Raw genomic sequence first — 22,814 nt, 5'->3', positions numbered from 1 at the left:
TTTCGAAAGCACAACCTGAAACCTTGGCGACTGATTACAACAATAGCCATTTTGATCATCCCCCGGTCATAGCTTCTTGTTCTGAAAGCTGATAGGGGCAGAGATGTTAATGACATATGCTGGTCCAGTTGAATGTTATAGGGACACAAAGGAGTTTGATCCAGATTTTTTTTGAAATTCACTTGGAGTTATTCCAAATGCCGCTTTAAAGCATGTGGCAAAATAACGTGGATCGGAGAAACCTGTCGCGAAGGCAACTTCACTAACAGATATAGACTTATCTATTTCCATGATCTGGCAGGCATGTTTTAATCGTATGTTTTTAATAAATTCGCTTGGAGATACATTCAGCAGCACCTTTGTTTTTCGATAAAGTGTTGATTTGGACAGGCTCAATATATCCCCGAGTTTGATAACATCAAATTGATCGTCAGAAAGATGTTCTTCGATAACTTGGATCATCTTCTGAACAAATTTTTCATCCAAAGGCGTGTGATCGAGCGTTGCAATATTAATCTTTGTGTTACTATGAAAAACGAGCTGCTTGCAGCGTTTATTGATAATAAAGCTTTGAATCTTCGCTTCCAATACCTTAATCTCAAAAGGTTTGCTAATGTAACCATCCGCACCGGCTTGATAGCATTCGATACGGTCCTCAATACTGCTCTTGGCTGTCAACAGCAAAACTGGTATATGGTTAAACTCTGTATTGGATTTAATGGTCCTGCAAAAATTCAGACCATCTAGTTCAGGCATCATGATGTCACTGATAACAATATCTATTTCGTTATTTTCGAGTGCTTCTAAACCCTGTAGACCGTTATGTGCAATATGTACTTGATAATTCCGGGCCAGAATTCTGGCCATAGTTGATCGGAGTTCTTCATTGTCTTCCACCAGTAACACATTCAGCCTTGGCTGTAAGATGTCGTTCGATAGGTTATTGCTCCTTTCATGCGACTCAATAATGGTATCTTTAATTTCTTCCACGAAAGGTTGCTCCATCACCCCTATTCCCTTGCTGAGATAATATGATTTATCTACTGGAATACTAATCTGAAACATACTACCGATATGGAGCTGACTATCTACCCGGATTTCACCATCATGTGCTTCTACCAATTGCTTGGTGACTGAAAGTCCTATGCCATTGCTTTCAGGGTGCTTTGTAGAATTATTGTTATAGAAAGCGGTGAAAATTTTCGTTATATTTTCAGGGTCTATTCCTATGCCATTATCACGGATATAAATCAGCAGTCGACTCGATCCTTTTTCTTTCTCAACATGATAGGTAAGCGTAATTTGCCCCCCATGGTCTGTATATTTAAATGCATTAGATAATAGATTGAATAGAATTTTATCGATTTTATCGACGTCATAGAAAAGGATTTCAGGACAGTCTCCATGTTGAATTTCAAAGCTGATATTTTTCTTTTTGGCAATTGGACTAAAATGCATGGCACCCAATTGGTTGATAAAAGTTGGGAAATTCGATGCGCTGATTTGAAGCTTCATGCTACTGGTTTCCATTCTTCTGAAATCTAGGATTTGTTGGAGCAGCCGCTTTAACCGGCTTAAATTGAGCCGTATCTTATCAAATTGGTCTAAATTATTTTTCGTAGTCATCTGCACATCATCAACTAAACAGGAGATAATCGTTAGCGGAGTTAGCAAATCGTGCGAAATATTGGTGAAATAACTGAGTTTGGACTGTGCAAGCTCCTTGGTCTTCTCTTTTTCGATTTGGGCGATTTTTAAGTCATTACTCAATTTTAAACGATTGAAAGAATAATTGATAAAAAAGAAGACAATTCCACCGAAAATACATGCATAAATAAAATAGGCTAAATTGCTTTCATAGAATGAGGGTTTCTTTATAATCTCAATTTGGGTAAAACTCGTATTCCATTTGTTGTACAAGTCAGTCGATCTGACCAAAAATCTGTATTTCCCTTTACTTAAATTGTTGTATGTTGCAAAGATGCGATCCCGGGGAGCATATATCCAATCTTTGTCGACTCCTTCTAATTTATAAGCATAACGGATTTTTCCTTCCTGTGTAAAAGGTAATGTGGAGAACGAGATTTCTATGTTTTGATCTTGCGGGTTCAAGGTCAGTTTGGAATGATCATCGCTGAATATTTTTTGTTTTGATTCAAGGATGATGGACTTATTGTTTATTTTTATGTCGGTAATAAGTACATTCTCCTTAAAATTAGGTATAATGCTATGATCATTGAGTTGAACCATTCCATTGTAACCACCGAAATAAATGGTGTTGGTGTTTTTATCTACTGCGAAAGCCCGCTTAGAAAACATGTTGACCTGAAGGCTGTCAGAAGCGGAAAATTCACTGATATTCTTGTTTAAACGGTTGATCTTGTAGATATTACGTGTTGTCGACAGCCAGATGTGACGATCGAGACAGACAACATCAAGAAGCTGGTTTTTTTCAAATAATGTCGTATTGGCGATTTCCCTTACCTTGTTATGGGCTGGTTGATAACTCAGCAACCTGTTGTCTTTGGTGCCAATCCATAGAATACCATCATTATCCACATCCATGGTTTCAATCTGGTCACTTTTCAATCCTCGGGTTTCTTTACCGATATGCAAAGGTAAGGAGCGCAAGCTGCGGTCATCGATACAATAAATTCCATTTTCTTTGGTCGCAACCCATATATGATTATAATTGTCCTGGGCTATCGCCACCGGTTGATCATTTACCGCATGGATGGTCGTTATGCTTTCCGATGCCGACTTTTTTAACAGGAGGCCCTGTGTCGTTGCAATCCAGAGTCTTTTTTGTTTATCTGTGAAAAAAAATGAAGGCACTCCCTGATGGGCGACCTGTTGTTCCAGATTTATCTTGCGGAGGAGTTTGATATTGTTACTTGTCTTTTGGAAAATATTGATCGAAGATTCGTATGCAGATCCCACCCATAGCTCCTGGCCGAAATCTGTTGCACAGGTCACGGCACGTATGGAAATTAAATCCCTGAAATTGGAATTACTATAGGTATTTAATTGATTTGTTTTTGTGGATAGGCTTCCAAAACCAAAACGCTCGAGATTAAACCATATTACGCCTGAACTATCGCGATACAGCATGTTTAGGTTTGGTGTAATACTATATTTTTTTTTGATTTGTTTAAAGCTGCAATTTTTTAAGTTTGGCTTATCAAAACTCAACATAGCTACTCCTTTTCCGCCGATCGCAAGCCATAAAGTACCGTATCTATCTTGGTAGATGTCATTGAAAATGTTGGTCGTACTGTCGAAATAACCAGAAAGGTCTATTTCCTTGACCCGTCCATCTTGATATTGAAGTGTCGATATGCCGGAAAAAGATAGCACCCAGATGTAACGTCGACTTTGATCTTGAATAATATTGTAAAACAAATCTTCTTTACCAATGGTGCGCCGCTTATTTTTAATCTCAATTTCTTTGTATGGATTGTTTGGCTGTTGTGGATTGAATAAATAGATGCCGTCCCCCCAGGTGCATAGCCATAGCTGCCCACGATCGTCTTCCATGAGTTTGAAAGGATTGTTGCGTTGGCCAAGCCTCGGATAAGATGTCAGTTTGCTGCTACTAGGATTCAGCTTAAATAAACCGGCTCCCCAGACCCCGATCCAGATATTGGCCTGGCTATCCTGAAAGATCATGTTGACGGTTTTGCCCTGCATACTGCTATTAAGAACTTGTGAACTTTGTGCTTCTGTCAAAGGAATTAAATCGCTGTTATAAATAAAGATGCCATTATCCGTACCGATCCATAACCGTCGCTCAAGATCCACCATCAACGCATTGACACGCACAGTAGCTACACGTGAATCCTTAAGGGGGAATACCTTATAGTTGCGTTTGTCAAGTACATAAACACCGCTCTCGCTACCCAAAATGAGTTTATTCCCAAGTGCTATTAGTGCCCTAATAGACTGTTGAGTGGTCACTTTTCCAGCGGCATTCCTTAGCTTGAAATTGAGGATATTATATGCATCATAACGACTTAAGCCCTGTGTCGACGCAAACCAGATGTATCCTTCTTGATCCTGTATTGTCTGATTGATAGTCAGTGAAGGTAAGTCATAATTTTTTGTCAGAGGGTTTAACCCGATATGTTGGCTATATACAACAGTTGTAAGGGATAGATATAGATACAAAAATGCTATAATCTGCGTAATACCTGCGCTCATCTTGATAGTCTTTTATTCCACCTGTTCAATCCATATTTCGCTAGACTTCTTCTCCCAAAAAAACAGTTCTTGTAATCGATCTTGTAGGGCTCATAATTGCTAATGGCATGTTTTTCTGTTTCAATACTACCTTTATCGTGTCTCGAATAAGGAAGTCCACTTAAAGATTTTTAGGTTATATGCTTAAATATACAAATGTTTTTTTTAATAAGTGTATATTGTACGTTTATTTGGGGTAAAGTGCTTTATTATGATAATTTTAACGTTCTTACCCAAAATGATCCCATTTTGGGGTATGTTTAGTCTTTATTCAAACATCTTACAGAACGATTTGAAGTAGTTTTGTATGTACCGATTGGGGACCAAAAAATTATAAATCTCAAGACATGCGTATCAATTTTATTTTATGCCTGCTGTTCATAGTACATTGTTCATTTGGACAGAAACTAAAAAAAGAAGTTGTTTTTTCTCAGCTCAACAGTGCAAACCGCTATTGGCAATCTCATCATAAGCCAGAGGTTTGGGCATTTTGGGATCAGGCAGCTTATCATACCGGAAATATGGAATTCTATAAAATTTCCAAATCAAAAAATGACTTAAAATATTCTGAGGACTGGGCCAGATTCAATGATTGGAAAGGAGCTAAATCAACAAACAAGCAGCAATGGAAATACAGCTATGGCGAGACGGATGACTACGTTCTTTTTGGTGATTGGCAGATTTGTTTTCAGACCTATATCGATCTTTATAATTTGTCACCAAGTCCCGAAAAGATCGCCCGTGCACGAGAAGTAATGGAATATCAGATCCATTCAGCCAATAATGATTATTGGTGGTGGGCCGATGGTCTATACATGGTCATGCCAGTCATGACCAAAATGTACAAATTGACCCAGGATCAGCTCTATCTCGATAAGATGTATACCTATTTGCAGTATGCTGATCGTATCATGTTCGATGAGGAAATTAAATTATACTATCGAGATGCAAAATATGTTTACCCAAAGCATAAGAGCCTACATGGGAAGAAAGATTTTTGGGCACGGGGTGACGGTTGGGTTTTCGCTGCCCTAGCGAAGGTCCTTCAAGACCTACCTAAGCAGGATAGACATTACGACTATTACCGTGAGCGTTTTAAAGAGATGGCAATAGCCATCATACGCTGCCAGCAGGAAGAAGGGTTCTGGACGCGTAGCATGTTGGATCCTGCCCATGCTCCAGGTCGGGAGACTAGCGGAACAGCCTTCTTCACTTATGGTCTACTCTGGGGGCTAAATGAAGGAATACTCACGGATCAGACATTCCACAATGCGGCGATTAAAGGCTGGAATTATCTGAGTGAAGTTGCTCTACAGGCTGATGGGAGAATCGGATATGTACAACCTATTGGTGAGAAAGCTATCCCCGGGCAGGTGGTGGATGTCAACTCTACGGCTCCCTTTGGTGTAGGTGCATTTTTATTAGCTGGCACCGAAATGTATCGTTACCTGGATAAAAAAATAAGTTAGAATATGCAAATGAAAAATCGAATTTTATTTTTCTTCCTATTGGTTTTGACAGTTCATACGGTCTATGGGCAAAGTGTAAAAAAGAAACCTACCTCACTAAATGAGACAAGTAGAGCTTTTTGGCTTAAAGAAATGGACCGTATGCTGCGTCCAGTAGTAAGAAGTTTGGCCCATGACAGCCTGCGATTAAATATGCCTCAGATGACATCCATTCATGTGGATAATAGAGCCCATCGTATCGAAGTACAATATGTCGAGGTATTGGGAAGAGTATTGTCAGGAATGGCACCTTGGCTTTCATTGGATGATGGTTCGGTCGAGGAAAGAAGGCTACGCGATCAATACCGAAAGTGGACTGTGCAAGCACTTAAAAATGCGCTGGATAGCAATGCACGAGATTTTATGCGTTTTGACCTGGGCGGCCAACAGCTTGTAGATGCTTCTTTTATTGCGCTTGGTTTTATGCGCAGCCCATGGTTGTGGGATCACATCGACAATCAAACGAAAAAGAACTTGATTACATCCATAAAGATTACGCGACAATTTCGCCCAGCTTATTCGAATTGGTTGCTTTTCTCTGCTATGAACGAAGCTTTTTTAGCCAAATATTCGGATGATTGGGATGTCATGCGTGTTGACTATGCTTTGCAACAATTGGAGCAATGGTACGTTGGCGATGGTATGTATATGGATGGTCCGCATTATGCCTTTGACTACTATAATAGTTATGTTATTCATCCTTTTTTGGCTGGCATCATGGATTTTATCCAATTGAAAACCAAGAGTTATGATCGTATGTTTGCGAAAGTCAGACTCCGAAATGAGCGCTATGCAATTATTCAGGAGCGGCTGATCAATGCGGATGGTAGTTTTCCACCAACGGGCAGGTCAGTAATCTACCGCGCCGCTGCTTTTCATCACCTTGCAGATATGGCGTTCAAAAAGCGACTTCCGGGGGAACTTACCGAGGGACAAGTTCGTGGAGCACTGTCTGCTGTATTGAAAAAGACGACAGAAAGTCCAAGTACTTATCAAAATGGTTGGTTGACACTGGGAATGTATGGGAGCCAACCGGGGTTGGGTGATCCTTACAATAATCAAGGGAGCCCTTATCTCTGTTCGGTAATCTTTTTGCCATTAGGATTATCGGATCAGGATCCTTTTTGGACAAGCGAGGTTACGGACTGGAGTGCTAAACGCATCTGGTCTGGACAAGATTGGAACAAGGATCAAAGTAAAGTCATTCAATAATCGGGGATTTCCTGTCAAATAGGACTTCAAGGGCTTATTACTGTAAGAAAAAAATTGGATGAAAAGATATATAAACCAAATCTCAAAAATAGGATTGCTCTGTTGTACATTACTGTTATTTTTTTGCGATGTACAGGGCCAGAAGATGAAGAAAACGACAGCTGGAAACGGTTGGTCAAGGAATACCGTCAACACAGCTGTATTTCGTAAAAATTCTTTGACCAGCAATCGTAAATATCAATATATAGCCTATTACGATGACGAAGGATGTGTGGTGTTGGGACGACGGCTACTCTCCGGAAAAGTTTGGCAGTTGCGGCGTACAGGTTATACCGGGCAAGCTAAAGATGCGCATAATGTCATCAGTATTATGGTGGATAAGGCCGGGTATCTCCACGTTTGTTGGGATCAGCACAATAGTCGATTGAGATATGCACGTTCCATTCACCCGAATAGCCTCGTGCTCGGCTATGAGCAGGCCATGGTCGATCAAAATGAAACACTGGTGACTTATCCTGAATTCTTGAAACTGCCCAATGGTCAGCTGCTATTCCTCTATCGGGATGGTGGATCTGGCAATGGTAATCTCGTTGTCAATAGCTATGATACCAAACAACAGAAATGGAAACGTATCCATAGCAACTTGATTGATGGGGAAGGAAAGAGGAACGCATATTGGCAAAGTTATGTAGATAATCGGGGAACTATACATCTGTCTTGGGTCTGGCGTGAAAGCCCCAATGTCGCAAGCAATCATGATATGGCTTATGCCTGTTCTAAAGATGGGGGATTAACATGGCAGCGTAGCACTGGAGCAGTATATGATTTGCCAATGAATGCGTCTACAGTCGAATATGCAGCTCGTATTCCACAGCAGCACGAATTGATTAATCAGACATCAATAGCTGCAGATGAAAAGGGGAATCCTTTTATTGCAAGTTATTGGCGTGATAGCGAATCGCAGATTCCGCAGTATAGGATTATTTATTTACAGCGAGGAGAATGGAAGATTCGATCTTTTGACTTTAGAAAAACGCCGTTTAGCTTGGCCGGTGGCGGAACAAAGGAAATTCCAATTGCCAGACCACAGATATTGGTTCGTGGAAAGGACAATAAGATTGCCATAACCTTAATTTTCCGGGATCAGGAGCGCGGTTATCGGCCTTCGATGTTGAAGTGGAATGTGCAGCAAGGGGCCGATGATATTGTTGACCTGTGTGATAAATCTGTAGGCTCTTGGGAACCTACCTATGATACGGAATTATGGAGTAAGAAACGTAAGATTGCATTGTTTGTACAGTCTACGGTGCAAAAAGATGGTGAGGGGCTGGCAGAAGCAGCTCCGACATCGATACAAGTTATAGAGTGGCGTGACAAAGCCAGAAAAAGCAGAGGAAAGTAGGACGATGAAAATAAAACAGCACATACGCCAAATGCTTACATTCATCTGTGTTTTTGCCGCTATCGGAGCGATAGCGCAAAGCCAGAAGAGATCGGTTTTTGAAATAAAAGATCCAGATTTCAGACAAAGCCCTTATACTGGGCTGACAAGGCTACACTGGATGGATGCCGCATCATACTTGTTGGAAGGAGCATTTTCTGTAGTACAGGATTTAGATAGTCCAATGGTATTTACCAAGCAACTGGGACGGAGTTATCCTAGAGACGGTGTGCATAACGAAACGAAACAATTGGACCCAGAGAGACCACGGGATAAATGGTGTATTACAGCTACAGCTGTGGAAAAAAATCTGGGGAAAAATGGGTGAAGGAAGAACTTTTTTCGCAACTGAAAGCTACGAATACCGAAGTTGGAGTTCATAGGCGTCATGGAGAGAAACATGTATTTCATAATCTTACACAATAAATCATAATTTTATCTAAAAAAGGCCAATCTGCAATTAAGCGGATTGGCCTTTTTTCTTTACTGTAGTTTCCCTAAACTCGTTCACTTGCGGCTGCACAAGGTCAATATAATAGTCCATCGATGTTCAATAATGGCTTTTTTATGCATTTTGAAGTGAATTTCAACTCAATTGAACCAAAATTAAACACAGCGATCTCACTTCGAAGCTACTTTTGTTTAAGTCGAACGACATTGTCTGACGAAATTATTCGCTTGCTTAAGCGGAAAAATGTGCGTGCCATTTTCCACTAGAAACAAGAATACCAATTATAAACAACAGTCTATGAATTCAAATTGATCAATGACATATCCTATTATTTATTTTATGAACTTTTTTTTATTCATTACCGATTCCTAACGGTTCAGATACGGACAATTTATTATGACATCAATGTATAACCAATTATGAAAGAATATGAAAATACCAAATTATAATTCGAAGGGAAATAATAATACCTTAAAGAAAATAGCACTAATGCTATCAGTGGGATTATTGATACCGGTAAGTCTTTTAGCGCAGAATAGACAAATTACAGGCACGGTGGTAGATGCAAAAACAGGAGAGCCTCTTTCTGGCGTGAGTGTGAAAATCGAAAAGACTAATATAGGAACACAAACCAATGCATCTGGCGGATTTAGCATAACGATACCGCAAAATACAAATCTTGTGGTATCCTACGTTGGTTACAACAATCAGGTAGTTAAAATGGGAAATGGGGGTACTTATGAGGTAAAAATGGATGCAGGGACCAGTTCACTTGAAGAAGTTGTAGTTGTTGGCTATGGGACAATGCGGAAAAAGGATCTTACCGGATCGGTGGTACAGGTAAAACCCGATAACTTGGCAAACGAGAATCCAAAAACTGTGCAGGACATATTGCGTGGTACTCCAGGATTGAGTGTTGGGTACGATGCTTCTGCAAAAGGAGGAGGTTCTATGCAACTACGGGGCCAGCGATCCGTTTATACCGATGGAGGACATAACGATCCATTGATCGTGTTGGATGGTATGGTCTTTTTTGGTGAACTTTCTGAAATAAATCCTGATGATATTGGGCAGATCGACATTTTAAAGGACGCATCTGCCGCGGCAGTGTATGGATCAAGAGCGGCAAGCGGTGTTATTATTATTACTACCAAGAAAGGTAGGCAGGGCAAACCTGTGGTGAATCTTACTGCAAATATCGGTACGACAATTAAAAGCGCATATCGTGAAGTGTTTTCACCGGACGCTTATATGAAATATAGGGAAGACTGGTATAAAAAAGATACCTATGGCACCAATCTGACGACCGGAAAATATGAAGCCTATCAAAGTGCAGCTATGTTAGCTAAGCCCGGATATTACGAAAATCCGGACAACTTATCAAAATATGGCATTACATTAGATCAATGGCGGGCATACACAGGTAATACTTCCGGAGAGTCCGACAGAAGCATTTATGCTAAGCGATTAGGTTTGGAAGGAGGTGTCTTGACTAATTATCTTGCAGGAAATACATTTGATTGGTACAATCATACGTTCAGGACGGGTTTCAATCAGGACTATAATACAAGTATATCCGGAGCTAATGATAGGATGAATTATTATATGTCGATGGGATACCTGCGAAACGAAGGAGCTGTTGATTTTAATAATTACAAAGCTATACGATCCAATCTAAAATTAGAAGGAAAAGTAAACAGATGGCTCGAAATTGGAGCAAACGTGAACTTTCAGGATCGCAGTGACGGTGATCTGCAACCCGGATTAGGTCTGAATTATTGGGATTCCAACCAAGTTCGAAATTCACCTTTCAGTCATTATCGAAATGCTGATGGAAGCTTGGCACAGTATCCTATGGGAGACGGTTCAATTAAAAGAGGCGTAAATGCCGATTTTGACAGACAATATCTTGATCTAGAAAAAGGTTATACTGTTTTGAACACAATATTCAATGCAAAAGTAAACTTACCCTTTAACATTACCTATTCGTTCAATGCCGCTCCACGTTATCAGTGGTATTACAACCGGTACTTTATGTCATCTTCCCTGCCGGAATCTTTGCCTGTAAACCGTGGTGTGGATCGCGGATGGTCAAAGAATTTTGATTGGATGCTCAATAATACAATTAATTGGGAACATACATTTGCTGAAAGACATCGTGTGAATCTTACCTTGGTCCAGGAAGCTGAAGATCATCGTTACTGGTCAGATGTGACTAATGCACGTAATATACTGCCTTCGGATGCATTGGGTTTCCATAATACACAGAATGCTACCAAGGAGAATAGTTCTTTTTCAACTAATGACACCCATTTTACCGCAGATGGTCTATTGGCACGCGTTTTCTATGCCTACGACGATAAGTATATGCTGACTGCATCTGTACGTCGTGATGGCTATTCGGCCTTTGGACAGAACAACCCCTATGCTGTATTTCCTATGGTGGCTGGGAGCTGGGTCTTTACTAAGGAAAAATTCTTCAAATGGAATGCGATGAGTTCGGGTAAACTGAGAGTTTCCTGGGGTAAAAATGGCAATCGGTCCCTAGGCGACCCATATGTTTCACTCGCCAATTTGGGGTCTGGATTAGGAAGCACCATGGGATATATTGTTGGTAGTGGAATGGAAGAGGTAAAGTACTTATTGGTCGACCGCATGGCAAACCCTGGCCTTCAATGGGAAAAAACAGCCGCAACCAATATAGGACTTGATTTCGGATTTCTGAACGAACGACTTTCCGGGACATTGGAATTCTATTCGATGACGACGCACGATATGATCATGGCGCGTACACTTCCCCAATTCACGGGTTTTGGCAGTATAACGACCAATCTGGGAGAGGTTCAGAACAAAGGTTTTGAAGTTTCTCTTTCTTCCTTAAATGTCAAAAAAGACAATTTTGAATGGCGATCCAGCGTGAGCTTCTCCTATAATAAAAACAAGATAAAACATCTTTACTACGATTATCAGGATGTGTTAGATGCAAATGGAAATGTGACAGGCCAGAAAGAATATGACGTTACAGCCAACAATTGGTTTATCGGACAACCTATCAGCACGATCTGGAATTACCGAGTAAGCGGTATATGGCAGGCAGACGAAGCTACAGAAGCTGCAAGATATGGCCAACGTCCGGGTGATCCAAAAGTAGCAAATATCTATACTGCTGACGATAAGGTTAATTCTGATGGAACCATAACACCTGTATATAATGATAAGGACAAAGAATTTTTAGGACAGGCCGCCCCACCTATCAATTGGCAGCTCCGGAATGATTTTACCCTGTTTAAAAACTGGAATCTTTCATTGAATATTTATTCTTATATGGGACATAAGAGTCTTGATGGAAATTATCTGAATCAGGACAATGGAGGTTCGATGATCACTTACAACTTCAATACTTTCGCCAAAGAATACTGGACACCTGAGAATCCAACAAATAAATATGCACGGTTGGATGCAATGGCTCCCGCTGGTGCATCTGCGGGGAAATTATATAACCGATCATTTATCCGGCTTGAGAATATTTCCTTAGGTTACACTCTTCCCAAACTTTTAACGAAAAAATGGGAGATCGAAAGAGTAAAAGTATTTGGATCAGTTCGAAATGTGGCCACCTGGCAAAAGGATTGGGAGTATGGCGATCCTGAGACAGGAGGTTTGGCCACCCGTATTTTTTCTTTCGGACTAAATTTAACATTCTAAATGTATCGCTATGAACTTATTCAACTCAAAAAATAAAAGAAAATCAATCTCATTTCCAATATTCCTTATTATGGTTAATGCGATAATGATAAGCAGCTGTAGTAAAGATTTTTTAAAACCAGATCCTTTATCTATCTATGAACCGGGAACCACATTCAATACTGAATCTGGATTAAAGGCAGCTCTGGCAATTAGCGACAGGCATCTGAGATCTTATTGGACCAATACAGAAGCAAATACAAATTCAGTCGTGATCGGTACAGAATATATGTTTTCAGATCTTGCTGTTTATGGTAAAACGGATGTGGATGGAAACAATGTCAACTTCAATTTTGCTGATGGATTGAAACCAACTAGTGGAGCAGGAGGTCCCAGTGGGAATGATGGGAATTATATCAACCACTATTGGGCAGAAACCTATAACGGTATTAAATATGCCAATACGGTTTTAAGTTATGTGGATCAGGTCAGCACTTTGGATGAAGCTACCAAAAACGCGTACAAAGGACGTGCATATTTCCATAGGGCATTTAGATATATGGGACTCGTTTTCCAATATGGTGATGTACCATTGATCACAAAAATTTTGGAGGTTCCCAAGCTGAATTATCGGAGCACAAAAAAGGAAGCCATTTTGGAGATGATAACGCAAGATCTTGAATTTGCAGTTCAGTGGGTTCCCGAGCAGAAGGATATGACCTATATTGGGATGGTTAACAAAGGAGCCTGTCGTATGCTTTTGGCGAAATGCTACTTAGCTACAGGACAGTTTCAGAAAGCAAAAGAGCAAACTGATATTTTGATTAATCAGTCCGGTTATGCATTGATGAAAAATACGTTCGGTACGTTTTTTTCTGGCGGTGAACCGAAAACTTGGTCTATAACCCGAAATGTTATTTGGGATCTACACCGTCCCGAGAACAAACTGATATCCGCCAATACAGAAGTGATTATGGGAATGCCAAACAGAGGTGTGCAGTCTAATATCGCCTTCGCAACAATGCGTATATTTGGTCCTCTTTATAATACGGGAAACCTAAAATCTCCAGATAATAAAAATGCAGTTGATCTGTACGCCCGTAATAATCCCAACTATAGAGCCGACTTAGACTTCGGTAGAGCAATTGGCCGCGGTATAGGAATAATTCGGCCGACAGCATATGCTCAGCATGGTTTATGGGTTGTCAATGGTATTGAGGATACAGATGATCTGCGTCATAATAGCAATGTAGGTAACTGGGGGAAAATGGACATGATAAAATATGGAACTGCTGGATCGGCTAATAGAGGGGAGCATTTAACACTATTTAATCCAGCTAATAATGCAATCTTATGTACTGATACGATACGTAGTTGGTTTGACTGGCCACATTATAAAATATTTATAACCGATGCCGAAGCCGAAGCTAATCAAGCGAGTAACGCTTACATTGGAGCTACAAAAGGTAGCAATGGAGATTGGTATCTATACCGTTTAGCTGAAGCATATCTTTTACGTGCTGAGGCTAAATTTTACTTGGGTGACGCATCCGCTGCAGATGACGTCAATGAAATAAGGAAAAGAGCAGGAAGTACACTGTTGTATTCGACGGTAACAATTGGAGATATTATGAATGAACGAGCGCGTGAGCTTTATCTCGAAGAATGGCGGCATATGGAGCTAAGTAGAGTTTCGTACTGCCTTGCCTTAAGTGGAAAAGCTGATGAATGGGGTACGGTATATGATAAGAACACATATGATAAGAGTTCAGGTACGGATTTAAGTGGTGGAAGTTATTGGTACAAGCGGGTAGTAAACTACGGAAAGATGTACAACAGGGGCGGGGTAAATTCAAATGGTAGAACGCTTAATTATAAAATGGACAAATGCAATTTGTACTGGCCAATCCCAAATTCAGCAATTGCAGCGAACACCAAGGGAAGATTGGCTCAAAACTTTGGATATGACGGTTATGATCCGTCGGTACCCAAATGGGATAAATGGCAGGAAGCAGTTGCAGATGAAGATCAAACAGAATGATTCTGAAATCCAACTGAACAATAAAGACGGTGACAATCTGAAGCAAAATACAGGATATAAATAGCAAGATGCAAGATACGGTTCTGTAGATAGATCATCCTTTTCAGATAATGGGCTTATTCGAGAATAAGCCCATTGCTGTTTTTAGGATAAATGTTATTTTAGTATAAAACGAAAAAATATGAGTATAGCATTGATATTGAATAGTGCCCGGGCCGAAGAATGGAAACTCGAAATCAACAGGTATTTACCGGAAATAAAGGTTGAGATCTATCCTGAGATCCAAAATTATAGTGAGGTTGAGTTTGCGCTTTGTTGGAAGCCTGACGCCGGTTATTATACTCATTTTCCCAAATTGAAAGTTATCCAATCTGGAGGTGCAGGAATAGATCATTTATTCCCTAAAACCATACCGTCACATATTCACACTTGCAGGATTGTAGATCCCATGTTAAAAAGCGATATGTTTGAGCATGTTTTGACATGTTTGATGCATTCGATGAAGAATTTTTCGCTTTATACAATCGATAAGGCGACAAGACACTGGCTGCCCCTCGTGTATAACTCCATTGGTCAAACGCGTGTAACGATTTTAGGATTAGGGGAAATTGGAGGTCACGTAGCCGAAAGATTGGTCCAACTCGGTTTCAATGTCAACGGATGGTCCAATTCTCCAAAAAATCTACAGGGTGTCGTCTCATTTGCTGGGATGGAGGGACTTAGCCGAGCAGTTGAAAACACGGATTTTATTGTGAATGTTTTACCGTTGACCGATGCGACAAGAGGAATTTTAAATCGTAACCTTTTTAATTTATGCCCGAAGGGAACTGTTCTCCTCAACGTCGGTAGAGGTGAACATCTTGCAGAAGACGACTTATTAGAAGCTATCACCAGTGGACAACTTGCTCACGCTTACCTCGACGTATTTCATCAGGAACCGTTACCCCAAGATCATCCATTCTGGAATTGCGGTTCCATATTTATAACACCCCATGTTGCGAGTAGGACAAATATTGGTTCTTCGGTCATACAAGTGGTGGAAAATTATAGGCGAATGGTTGCCGGACGGCCACTGCTCAATGAAGTTTCCCTGGAAAAGGGCTATTAGAATTCAAACTATACACATAGGTTTAACCTGCCCATTTTTACTATTCACTGAGTTTTCACAGTGCTTACCCTAAAGCCGATCGGTAGAAGGCTGATTGTGTTGAGGTTTTGAATAGATAACTAAGAAAAACGGAAACTAGCACATCAAAGGGCCATTATGAACCATCATGAATGTTTTCAAATAACACCTCTGATAGCTTTATCATCATAAAAGGTAATTAGTGCCTTTCGGATCAGTTTGAAGGCGATCATTAGTGATTCATATGTTGTAAGTTAGTTTTAAAAGCCACATCCTAGGATGTGGCTTTTATATGTTAAAAGGTGGCTGAGAAATCACCCGCTGATCAGTAGAATTACTGTTTGTGAGGAAAAACTATTGATTAAGATTTCTGAACTCAGCAATGAACTCAAACGAAATGCAGAAGTTGATAATTAAAATAGGCAATGATTAGGGGGAGATAACTCTTTTTTGTACATACACTATATGAGCGTAGTAGACTAGTTAAGCTTACTAAAAACAATTGAAGAATGCTTTTATTAATGTTTTATATTACAAAAGGCTTAACCTTAATGAAAGGAGGGCTATGTCTGTTCCATAAATAAATTCAATTAGAAACAGAATCAAAAAGGCAGAGGATTTTGCTCAGCGCAAGACATAAAAGAATTATCTCCAAGCAGAATATAATAACCCTGACCACTCACAAGAAACTGGAAATGTTGAGTGATGTAAAATTTGCCTCTAAAATTATGACCAAGTAAATGAAATAATTGTCGGTTTCACAAAATGTCTAACCGATAAGAATAAACCAAATTAAATTTTAAAATGATGAAAAAAATATTCCCATTTGTATTAATTCTAGTTTTCTTTTTTACTGCATGCAATAAAGATTTGCACCCAGTAGATCCAAATACTGTATATACCCCAGATGGTTTTAGCAGTGATAGAACGAGAAACTTAAATATTGTTTATTTTGTTCCCAATGATTTAGATACATTGCCCGACTACCAACGTCGGCTAAGCGATATCATGTTATGGGTCAGGCAATTTTATAAAAATGAGATGACTCGAAATGGATATACAAATAAAACTTTTGGGATGTTCGTTAATAGTGATAGTCTTGTCAAGATCATAACAATTAGGGGCACTAAACCCAAGAGTGGCTACCCATATGAGGGAGGAAGTGGAGCAGTAGCAGAGGAGGTCAATGCATGGTTTGAAGCTCACCCCTCAGATAAGACGAGCGATCATACCCTTATTATTATTCCTAGATATGAATTTAGACAAGATGGTACAGCCACTGGCGGACCGTTTTACGGAACAGGGAAGTGGTGTTATGCACTAGATTATGAAGATTTTAATATTGCCAATATCGGTTTGGGCAATAACCAATTTACAGGGTGGTTTGGTGGTTTAGCTCATGAACTAGGCCACGGGCTAAACCTCCCGCACAATTCAGAAAAAGTTTCTGATAGATCAACACTAGGAACCGCCCTGATGGGATATGGCAACTATAGTTTGGGAAAGGAAGCGACCCTTTTAACAGCTGCAGATGCAGCAATTTTGAATGCAAACCAGATCTTCAATAAGGATAGCAAAACTTATTACGATGCTGCGAATGCGGAAATTGATCGTATTCACGCCAAATATGACGCAACAAAAGAAGCCATAGTTGTTTCGGGTAAGTTTCATGCATCAAATAAGATCAATAGTATTGCATATTACAATGATCCCGAAGGAGGTGGAGATTACAATGCGATAACATGGGAATCAAAAACCATTGGCGTTGATAGTTTTTATGTTGAAATGAAAATTTCAGATTTACAATACAAAGGAGACTCATTGTACGATCTAAGGCTGAGATTTGTCCATGAGAACGGAATCATTTCTACTTTCACTTACAACTATAAGTTCGGTAACAATATACCAATAATGAATTTCAGTACCCGTTCAGAGCTAAGCAAGCAAGGTTGGCAAGTACATACTTTCAGTTCTGAAGAAACAGCTGAAGAAGATGGAGCGGCGACAAATGTTATCGATGGCAATTCTTCGAGCTATTGGCATTCTAGATGGTCGGCTAACGAAACAGTTTTTCCACATGAATTAGTAATAGATTTAGGATCCACCAAAACTGCTCATGGATTAAGCTATACACATCGCAATGGATTGTCACGTGCTGTTAAAAATATTGAAGTTTCTTACAGTATCGATGGGGTAAGCTTTAACCAGGCTGGAAATTATGAGGTTCCCAATTTCAATGGTCCACAATATTTAGATTTTATGACACCAGTTTCATTGAGGTTTCTTAAAATAAAAGCTATTGATGCCCGTGATGGGGAACAGTTCGCAGCAATTGCTGAACTGGGTCTTTACTGATCCGGTGACTAAATTTTTATAGCATCAACGCTGATTCTGACCATCAACGTTGATGCTATAAATACTAAAGCAAATCAGACTTTTTGCCAGAGAACTCAATTTCTCTCACGGCCACAATGCTATTTTCAGGTTTAATTCCTTCGATTAAAAAGCGTATGTAGCGAACCCGTAGCTGCTTTATGCTCTTGGAACTGTAATCTTGCCCCGAAGAGGATAGGTGACTGCCTATTGGTGACCATTTAACCCCATCAGTAGATGATTCCAACGAATAAAGATACCAATCACTGTCCTTTCCCCAATAAATACGGTAGGTATCCAGATCATAGCTATCTCCCAGATCTATAGAAATTGCAATCGGGAGTTTTAACTTATCCGCTCGCCAGGAACTAGTGAGGTTTCTATCGGTGATGACCTTTAGTGAATCCACTGGAATTCCATCTATCTCAACGGAGGCTGCAGAAAGATTTAACGTTTCCCTTTTGTGCGGTAATTTTATGGTATCTATATTTTCAGCATGAAAATTATCATGTTCACTCATCCAGATATATCGTTTCCCGTCAGGAACCTGATCCTGATTAGAGGGAATACTTTCTATTTTGGCAGTTGCGGATTGTAATCCGTCACTACTTGCTTCGATAATAATTTGACCTGCCTCAGCCATTGTACGTATAAGTGCATATGCAATGCCACCTTCGGTAAATTGTGGAGAAACTCCCGTATGATGATTATTTCCACCTATCAGACGACCTTTTCCTGAGACCACAAGCTTAACTGGAATTGCATCCGCTTGGTCTGGCGAGCTTACCAGATTTCCTTTTTCATCACAAACTTTAATATAAACTGGAATCATATCTGATCCTCCAGCCAAAGGGGCGATGCCCTGATCCGCGAATTCAATTTTTAGGTGATGTGGTGATGCAGCAGTCGAGACCTGATGGGTACAAACAATACCTCCATCCAATATTCCCTCCGCTTTTAGTTCTCCCGCCTCATAATCTTTTAATTCAAAACGAAAATACGGGCTGCCTCCTTTTTTATAAATAAATGGTGCAGTTACCGAATTGTTTTCCCTAGTTTTTTCCCCTACAAGTTTGTTATTTCTAAATAGCCTGACCGTGTCACAATTTGAGAAAACGATGATATTAGTATCAAGATCCTTCCTTGTGTTGTGCGTTGCTATATGCACAATGGGGCCATAAGTTGGATTCCTGGCATCCTGCATCGCTTTCATTTGATAGTAGCCAAATTTTGGGTATCGGTCTAAATCAACAACTCCGCTAAATGCCGTCACAGGATCATAACCGCGTGTATAATCGTTGAAACTCCAAAGAAAATATCCACCTATACGTGGATTGGCATCTAGACCTGCGTGATCCCAATAGCCTCCGAGCGACTCCTCTTTTTCCCCATTGAGTGCATTCTGCCGCAATATAGATTGATTAATTAATCCTTTATCTCCATAGCGCCTCGACGCACGTAATCCATTCTCTTTACCGGGGTCCGCAAACCATGCATCACCCCATTCCCTCGTCAATGAAGGGCTGCTGGGCAATGGGTCAGTTCCGTCAGGATCGATTACTTTATAAAACACATCATAGAAGGGCTGACTTCTACTATTTAGATCATCTGCTGTAAATAGCTGGTCACCGGGTAACTCATCATGAGCAATTTTTACCGCTTTTTTCATCCAGGATGCCGGAGTTGGAGATTCGTTGAGCGATGTCTCCCATAAAAAAATAGAGGGATGATTACGGTCTCTTCTGATCATTTTGCGTATATCACGATATGTACGTTCGATAAATAGTTTATCGTCATTGAAATATTGCCAACCTGGCTGGCATTCGATGACCAAAAGTCCGAGAGAATCACAAGCATCCAGAAATGCCGGTGATGGCGGATAGTGCGCTGCTCTTACCGCATTAAATCCTCCTTTCTTCAGTAACATAGCATCCCGATATTGCATAGAATTGCTAGCAGCATCTCCTACATAAGGAAACGCCTGATGCCGGTTGGCTCCTCGGAGATACAGTTTTTTGCCATTTAGATAAAAACCGTCGGCTTTACCCGCAGGTGAACGAAAGCCGAATCTCCTTATTCCTATCCAAGTGGTTACCTCGTCAATCAAGATATCTTTGTCATAAACCCGTGATACTAATCGATATCGGAACGGATCGTCGGGAGACCATAACTGCGGATTAAAAACCTCGAGGTTGTGGGCAAAAGTTGAATCTCCGGGGCGCATGTTTGCCTTACTATTTGCTCCTGCAACGATTTTTCCTGTATTATCCAATAGTATTGTCTCCAAACGTAACTTGGAAATAGAATGAGTTTTGCTGTTTACTACATGGGTTTGGCAATGAATTGTAGCCTTTTCTTTCGTAACCATTGGAAAGCTCACTAAAACTCCGCCTCCGGCTATCATCTCTGTTTCCATTGGATCCGAAATGTAAGTTTTATTGGTAATAATCATCTTCACATCACGGTAGATTCCGCCATAATAATTAAAATCAAGCTTTTGCATGGGCTTGCCGGGGGGCGTCAGGCCATCATCCATATTGTTAACGCGGATCGCAAGTACGTTATCTTTATCATATTGGATATACGGCGTTATATCAACCACAAAACCTATGTATCCGCCAGCATGTTGAGCTATTTTTTCTCCATTAAGAAAGACTGTACAATTCGTTTGAACTCCCTCAAATTGAAGGATGACTCTTTTATTTTGTAGCTTGCCGGAAAGGTGAAAATAACGGCGATACCATCCTGTACCCTGGAATACACTACCGCCGCTGTGTTTTGGCTCCAATCGCATAACATGTGGTATGCTGACTGCTTGCCATTTGCTATCATCATAATTTGTCTCCATTGCCTGATCTATATCTCCCCGATAAAACGCCCAATTGGCGTTCATATCAAGGACTGTTCTTGCAGATTGTTTATTCTTTGCAAACGACAACGAGCATATAGCCCATAATGATAAGGTGAGCAAGATGTAATTTATTTTTTTCATGTAAAAAAATGGGGACACTCTCTTTAGTTCTTGTTAAAAACAGTCAGAAAATAACTTTGTTAGTGACAAATAATTTGTAAAAATAGTCTGTTTCTTCGTAAAAAAAAGTAGCCATCAGTGCTAAATTTCTCCAGCTGATGGCTACGATGCACTAATTAGGATAACCCGGGTTTTGCCCGAGGTTGTTGTTTACATCCGTTTCCTTTCTGGGAATAGGCCAAAGATAATCCCTGCCGGCATCAAATGTTCTGGACTCTGCCTCGACATGATCACCTGAAAGGGTCAAAGCTCCTGTTTTTGGATCGACTTTTCCCAGACGAGTACCATATACTTTTCCTTCGCGTACCTGCGGTCCTATTTTCCAGCGTTTAATGTCAAACCATCGCAAACCTTCCAAAGCAAATTCTACTCTTCGTTCTCTTCTTACCAGTTCGCGCATGGCTGTTTGACCGGCATAGACAGACCGGTTCACTTTAGGCATTCCGGCCCGCTGCCTGACCGCATCAATTGCATCATATACACTGTTGTCTATGGCTCCGGTTTCGATTTTGGCCTCGGCATAGGTCAGCAGCACTTCTGCATAACGGATGACGATCATGTTCAGGCCTGTATTCCATATATCATCATAGTCAGATAAATCGGAAGTGAATTTTTTGTATAGGTATCCAGTTTTGGAATTATTTCCACCATTGTAGTAATCGCCCGAATTGCTCTCTATCGGGTTATAATATTTTCCCTCATAAAGCTGTCCCGGAAAGACAATCGACGCACTTAAACGGGGATCCCGATTTTTATAGGGTTCCTTTTCATCATAGCCTGAATTGAGTTCAGCAATGGTCTTTCCATTGTTCATTTCATAAGAATCTACCAGAGCCTGGGTGGGGCATAGTGAGCCCCATCCACCGAAGGTTGAAGAGGGCATGACGCCCAGGTTTGAATTGGGATGGTCATTTGCCCGGTACTGAATGTCCAGAATAACTTCACGATTGTTTTCATTCTGTATACGAAAGAGATCAGCGTAGGAAGAAAAGAGTGAATATCCCAACGCCATAATCTGCTCGCTTGTCGTAATGCAGTCAGCGTACCGTGCAGTATATAACTCCAGACGGGCCTTTAGGGACAGCGCAGCACCCCGGGTGATCTTTCCCACCTCATTGCCCGAATAGCTTACCGGCAGTTCCGGTGCTATAGCCCCGAGTTCATCCAGCACAAACTGCTGTACCTCGGTAATAGAGGTTTTATTAATGACGTTGGCCTCTTCCAGGCTGAGAGTTTTGGTAGTCAAAGGGACGTCGCCATAAAGCTGCGTCAAGGTATAATATTGATAGGCACGGAGGAAACGGGCTTCTGCTTTCATCTGTGTTTTCTTTGCCTCATCCATGGGAGTTTGGTCTACATTTTGCAGAAACCAGTTGCATTTCTGAATGGCCGAATAGGCCGGGCTCCATCGGTCGGTTCCGTAGGGGTCGGAAGGACTGGCACTGCCGTTTCCCAAGCTGGTATAGCCTTCCCAGTAATACTGGCTGTATGCGTTGTCCGAAATGGCATCCATATAGAGGATCTGGTAATTATCGTCCCAACCGCTGTATACACCGTTCAGGGCTGCCTGGGCATCAGCTTCGGAAGACCATAGGGAAGAGTTGCTGTAGGCATCTTTGGGATTTTTGTCTAGAAGGTCCTTCTGGCATGCCGGAAGCAAACCGACAAGGACAAAAAATAAGAGATATGTGTGTTTTTTCATGTTGAT

General features: G+C 40.7%; 11 protein-coding genes. 8 read left to right on the top strand and 3 right to left on the bottom strand.

What is annotated here, in order from left to right; genetic code table 11:
* Positions 1 to 135 precede the first annotated feature (135 nt).
* Positions 136 to 4,200 (bottom strand): response regulator, encoded by a 4,065-nt coding sequence (locus G6053_RS23385; protein ID WP_165308720.1) that lies wholly within the window; start codon positions 4,198 to 4,200, stop codon positions 136 to 138.
* A 386-nt stretch (positions 4,201 to 4,586) separates the two neighbouring features.
* Here G6053_RS23385 and G6053_RS23380 point away from each other — a divergent pair, with 386 nt between their 5' ends.
* The 8 genes from G6053_RS23380 (at position 4,587) to G6053_RS23345 (ending at position 18,057) form a co-directional block, all read left to right on the top strand.
* Entirely contained in the window at positions 4,587 to 5,708 is a 1,122-nt protein-coding gene (locus G6053_RS23380; RefSeq protein WP_165308719.1) for a glycoside hydrolase family 88 protein, read from the top strand.
* 9 nt (positions 5,709 to 5,717) lie between these two features.
* Positions 5,718 to 6,959: a DUF2264 domain-containing protein gene (locus G6053_RS23375; RefSeq protein ID WP_241254818.1), complete on the top strand. Its 1,242-nt coding sequence runs from the start codon at positions 5,718 to 5,720 to the stop codon at positions 6,957 to 6,959.
* Positions 6,960 to 7,104: 145 nt separating this feature from the next.
* Positions 7,105 to 8,361, top strand: a complete 1,257-nt coding sequence (locus G6053_RS23370; protein WP_165308717.1) for a BNR repeat-containing protein — start codon at positions 7,105 to 7,107, stop codon at positions 8,359 to 8,361.
* A 4-nt stretch (positions 8,362 to 8,365) separates the two neighbouring features.
* On the top strand, positions 8,366 to 8,728 hold the full coding sequence (locus G6053_RS23365) for a hypothetical protein (RefSeq protein WP_206531809.1): 363 nt from the start codon (positions 8,366 to 8,368) through the stop codon (positions 8,726 to 8,728).
* Positions 8,729 to 9,280: 552 nt separating this feature from the next.
* A complete protein-coding gene (locus G6053_RS23360) occupies positions 9,281 to 12,556 on the top strand; it encodes a SusC/RagA family TonB-linked outer membrane protein (RefSeq protein ID WP_165308715.1) in 3,276 nt (1,091 codons plus the stop codon).
* Positions 12,557 to 12,566: 10 nt separating this feature from the next.
* A complete protein-coding gene (locus G6053_RS23355; protein ID WP_165308714.1) occupies positions 12,567 to 14,576 on the top strand; it encodes a RagB/SusD family nutrient uptake outer membrane protein in 2,010 nt (669 codons plus the stop codon).
* Between the two features lie 181 nt (positions 14,577 to 14,757).
* Positions 14,758 to 15,684 (top strand): glyoxylate/hydroxypyruvate reductase A, encoded by a 927-nt coding sequence (locus tag G6053_RS23350; RefSeq protein ID WP_165308713.1) that lies wholly within the window; start codon positions 14,758 to 14,760, stop codon positions 15,682 to 15,684.
* 822 nt (positions 15,685 to 16,506) lie between these two features.
* Entirely contained in the window at positions 16,507 to 18,057 is a 1,551-nt protein-coding gene (locus G6053_RS23345; RefSeq protein ID WP_165308712.1) for a discoidin domain-containing protein, read from the top strand.
* 64 nt (positions 18,058 to 18,121) lie between these two features.
* Here G6053_RS23345 and G6053_RS23340 read toward each other — a convergent pair whose 3' ends face one another.
* Entirely contained in the window at positions 18,122 to 21,067 is a 2,946-nt protein-coding gene (locus G6053_RS23340) for a glycoside hydrolase family 2 TIM barrel-domain containing protein (RefSeq protein ID WP_165308711.1), read from the bottom strand.
* Between the two features lie 151 nt (positions 21,068 to 21,218).
* A complete protein-coding gene (locus G6053_RS23335) occupies positions 21,219 to 22,808 on the bottom strand; it encodes a RagB/SusD family nutrient uptake outer membrane protein (protein WP_165308710.1) in 1,590 nt (529 codons plus the stop codon).
* Positions 22,809 to 22,814 lie beyond the last annotated feature (6 nt).

The sequence above is a fragment of the Sphingobacterium sp. DR205 genome (assembly GCF_011064245.1).
Lineage (GTDB): Bacteria > Bacteroidota > Bacteroidia > Sphingobacteriales > Sphingobacteriaceae > Sphingobacterium > Sphingobacterium athyrii.
The sequence above is the reverse complement of the archived record's forward strand: the minus strand, read 5'-3'. Positions and strand labels throughout refer to the sequence as shown.

Coding starts and splice junctions, on each gene's coding strand:
- G6053_RS23355 (WP_165308714.1), top strand. CDS start 12,567: ATGAACTTATTCAACTCAAAAAATAAAAGAAAATCAATCTCATTTCCA.
- G6053_RS23335 (WP_165308710.1), bottom strand. CDS start 22,808: ATGAAAAAACACACATATCTCTTATTTTTTGTCCTTGTCGGTTTGCTT.
- G6053_RS23360 (WP_165308715.1), top strand. CDS start 9,281: ATGAAAATACCAAATTATAATTCGAAGGGAAATAATAATACCTTAAAG.
- G6053_RS23345 (WP_165308712.1), top strand. CDS start 16,507: ATGATGAAAAAAATATTCCCATTTGTATTAATTCTAGTTTTCTTTTTT.
- G6053_RS23370 (WP_165308717.1), top strand. CDS start 7,105: ATGAAGAAAACGACAGCTGGAAACGGTTGGTCAAGGAATACCGTCAAC.
- G6053_RS23380 (WP_165308719.1), top strand. CDS start 4,587: ATGCGTATCAATTTTATTTTATGCCTGCTGTTCATAGTACATTGTTCA.
- G6053_RS23350 (WP_165308713.1), top strand. CDS start 14,758: ATGAGTATAGCATTGATATTGAATAGTGCCCGGGCCGAAGAATGGAAA.
- G6053_RS23385 (WP_165308720.1), bottom strand. CDS start 4,200: ATGAGCGCAGGTATTACGCAGATTATAGCATTTTTGTATCTATATCTA.
- G6053_RS23340 (WP_165308711.1), bottom strand. CDS start 21,067: ATGAAAAAAATAAATTACATCTTGCTCACCTTATCATTATGGGCTATA.
- G6053_RS23375 (WP_241254818.1), top strand. CDS start 5,718: ATGAAAAATCGAATTTTATTTTTCTTCCTATTGGTTTTGACAGTTCAT.
- G6053_RS23365 (WP_206531809.1), top strand. CDS start 8,366: ATGAAAATAAAACAGCACATACGCCAAATGCTTACATTCATCTGTGTT.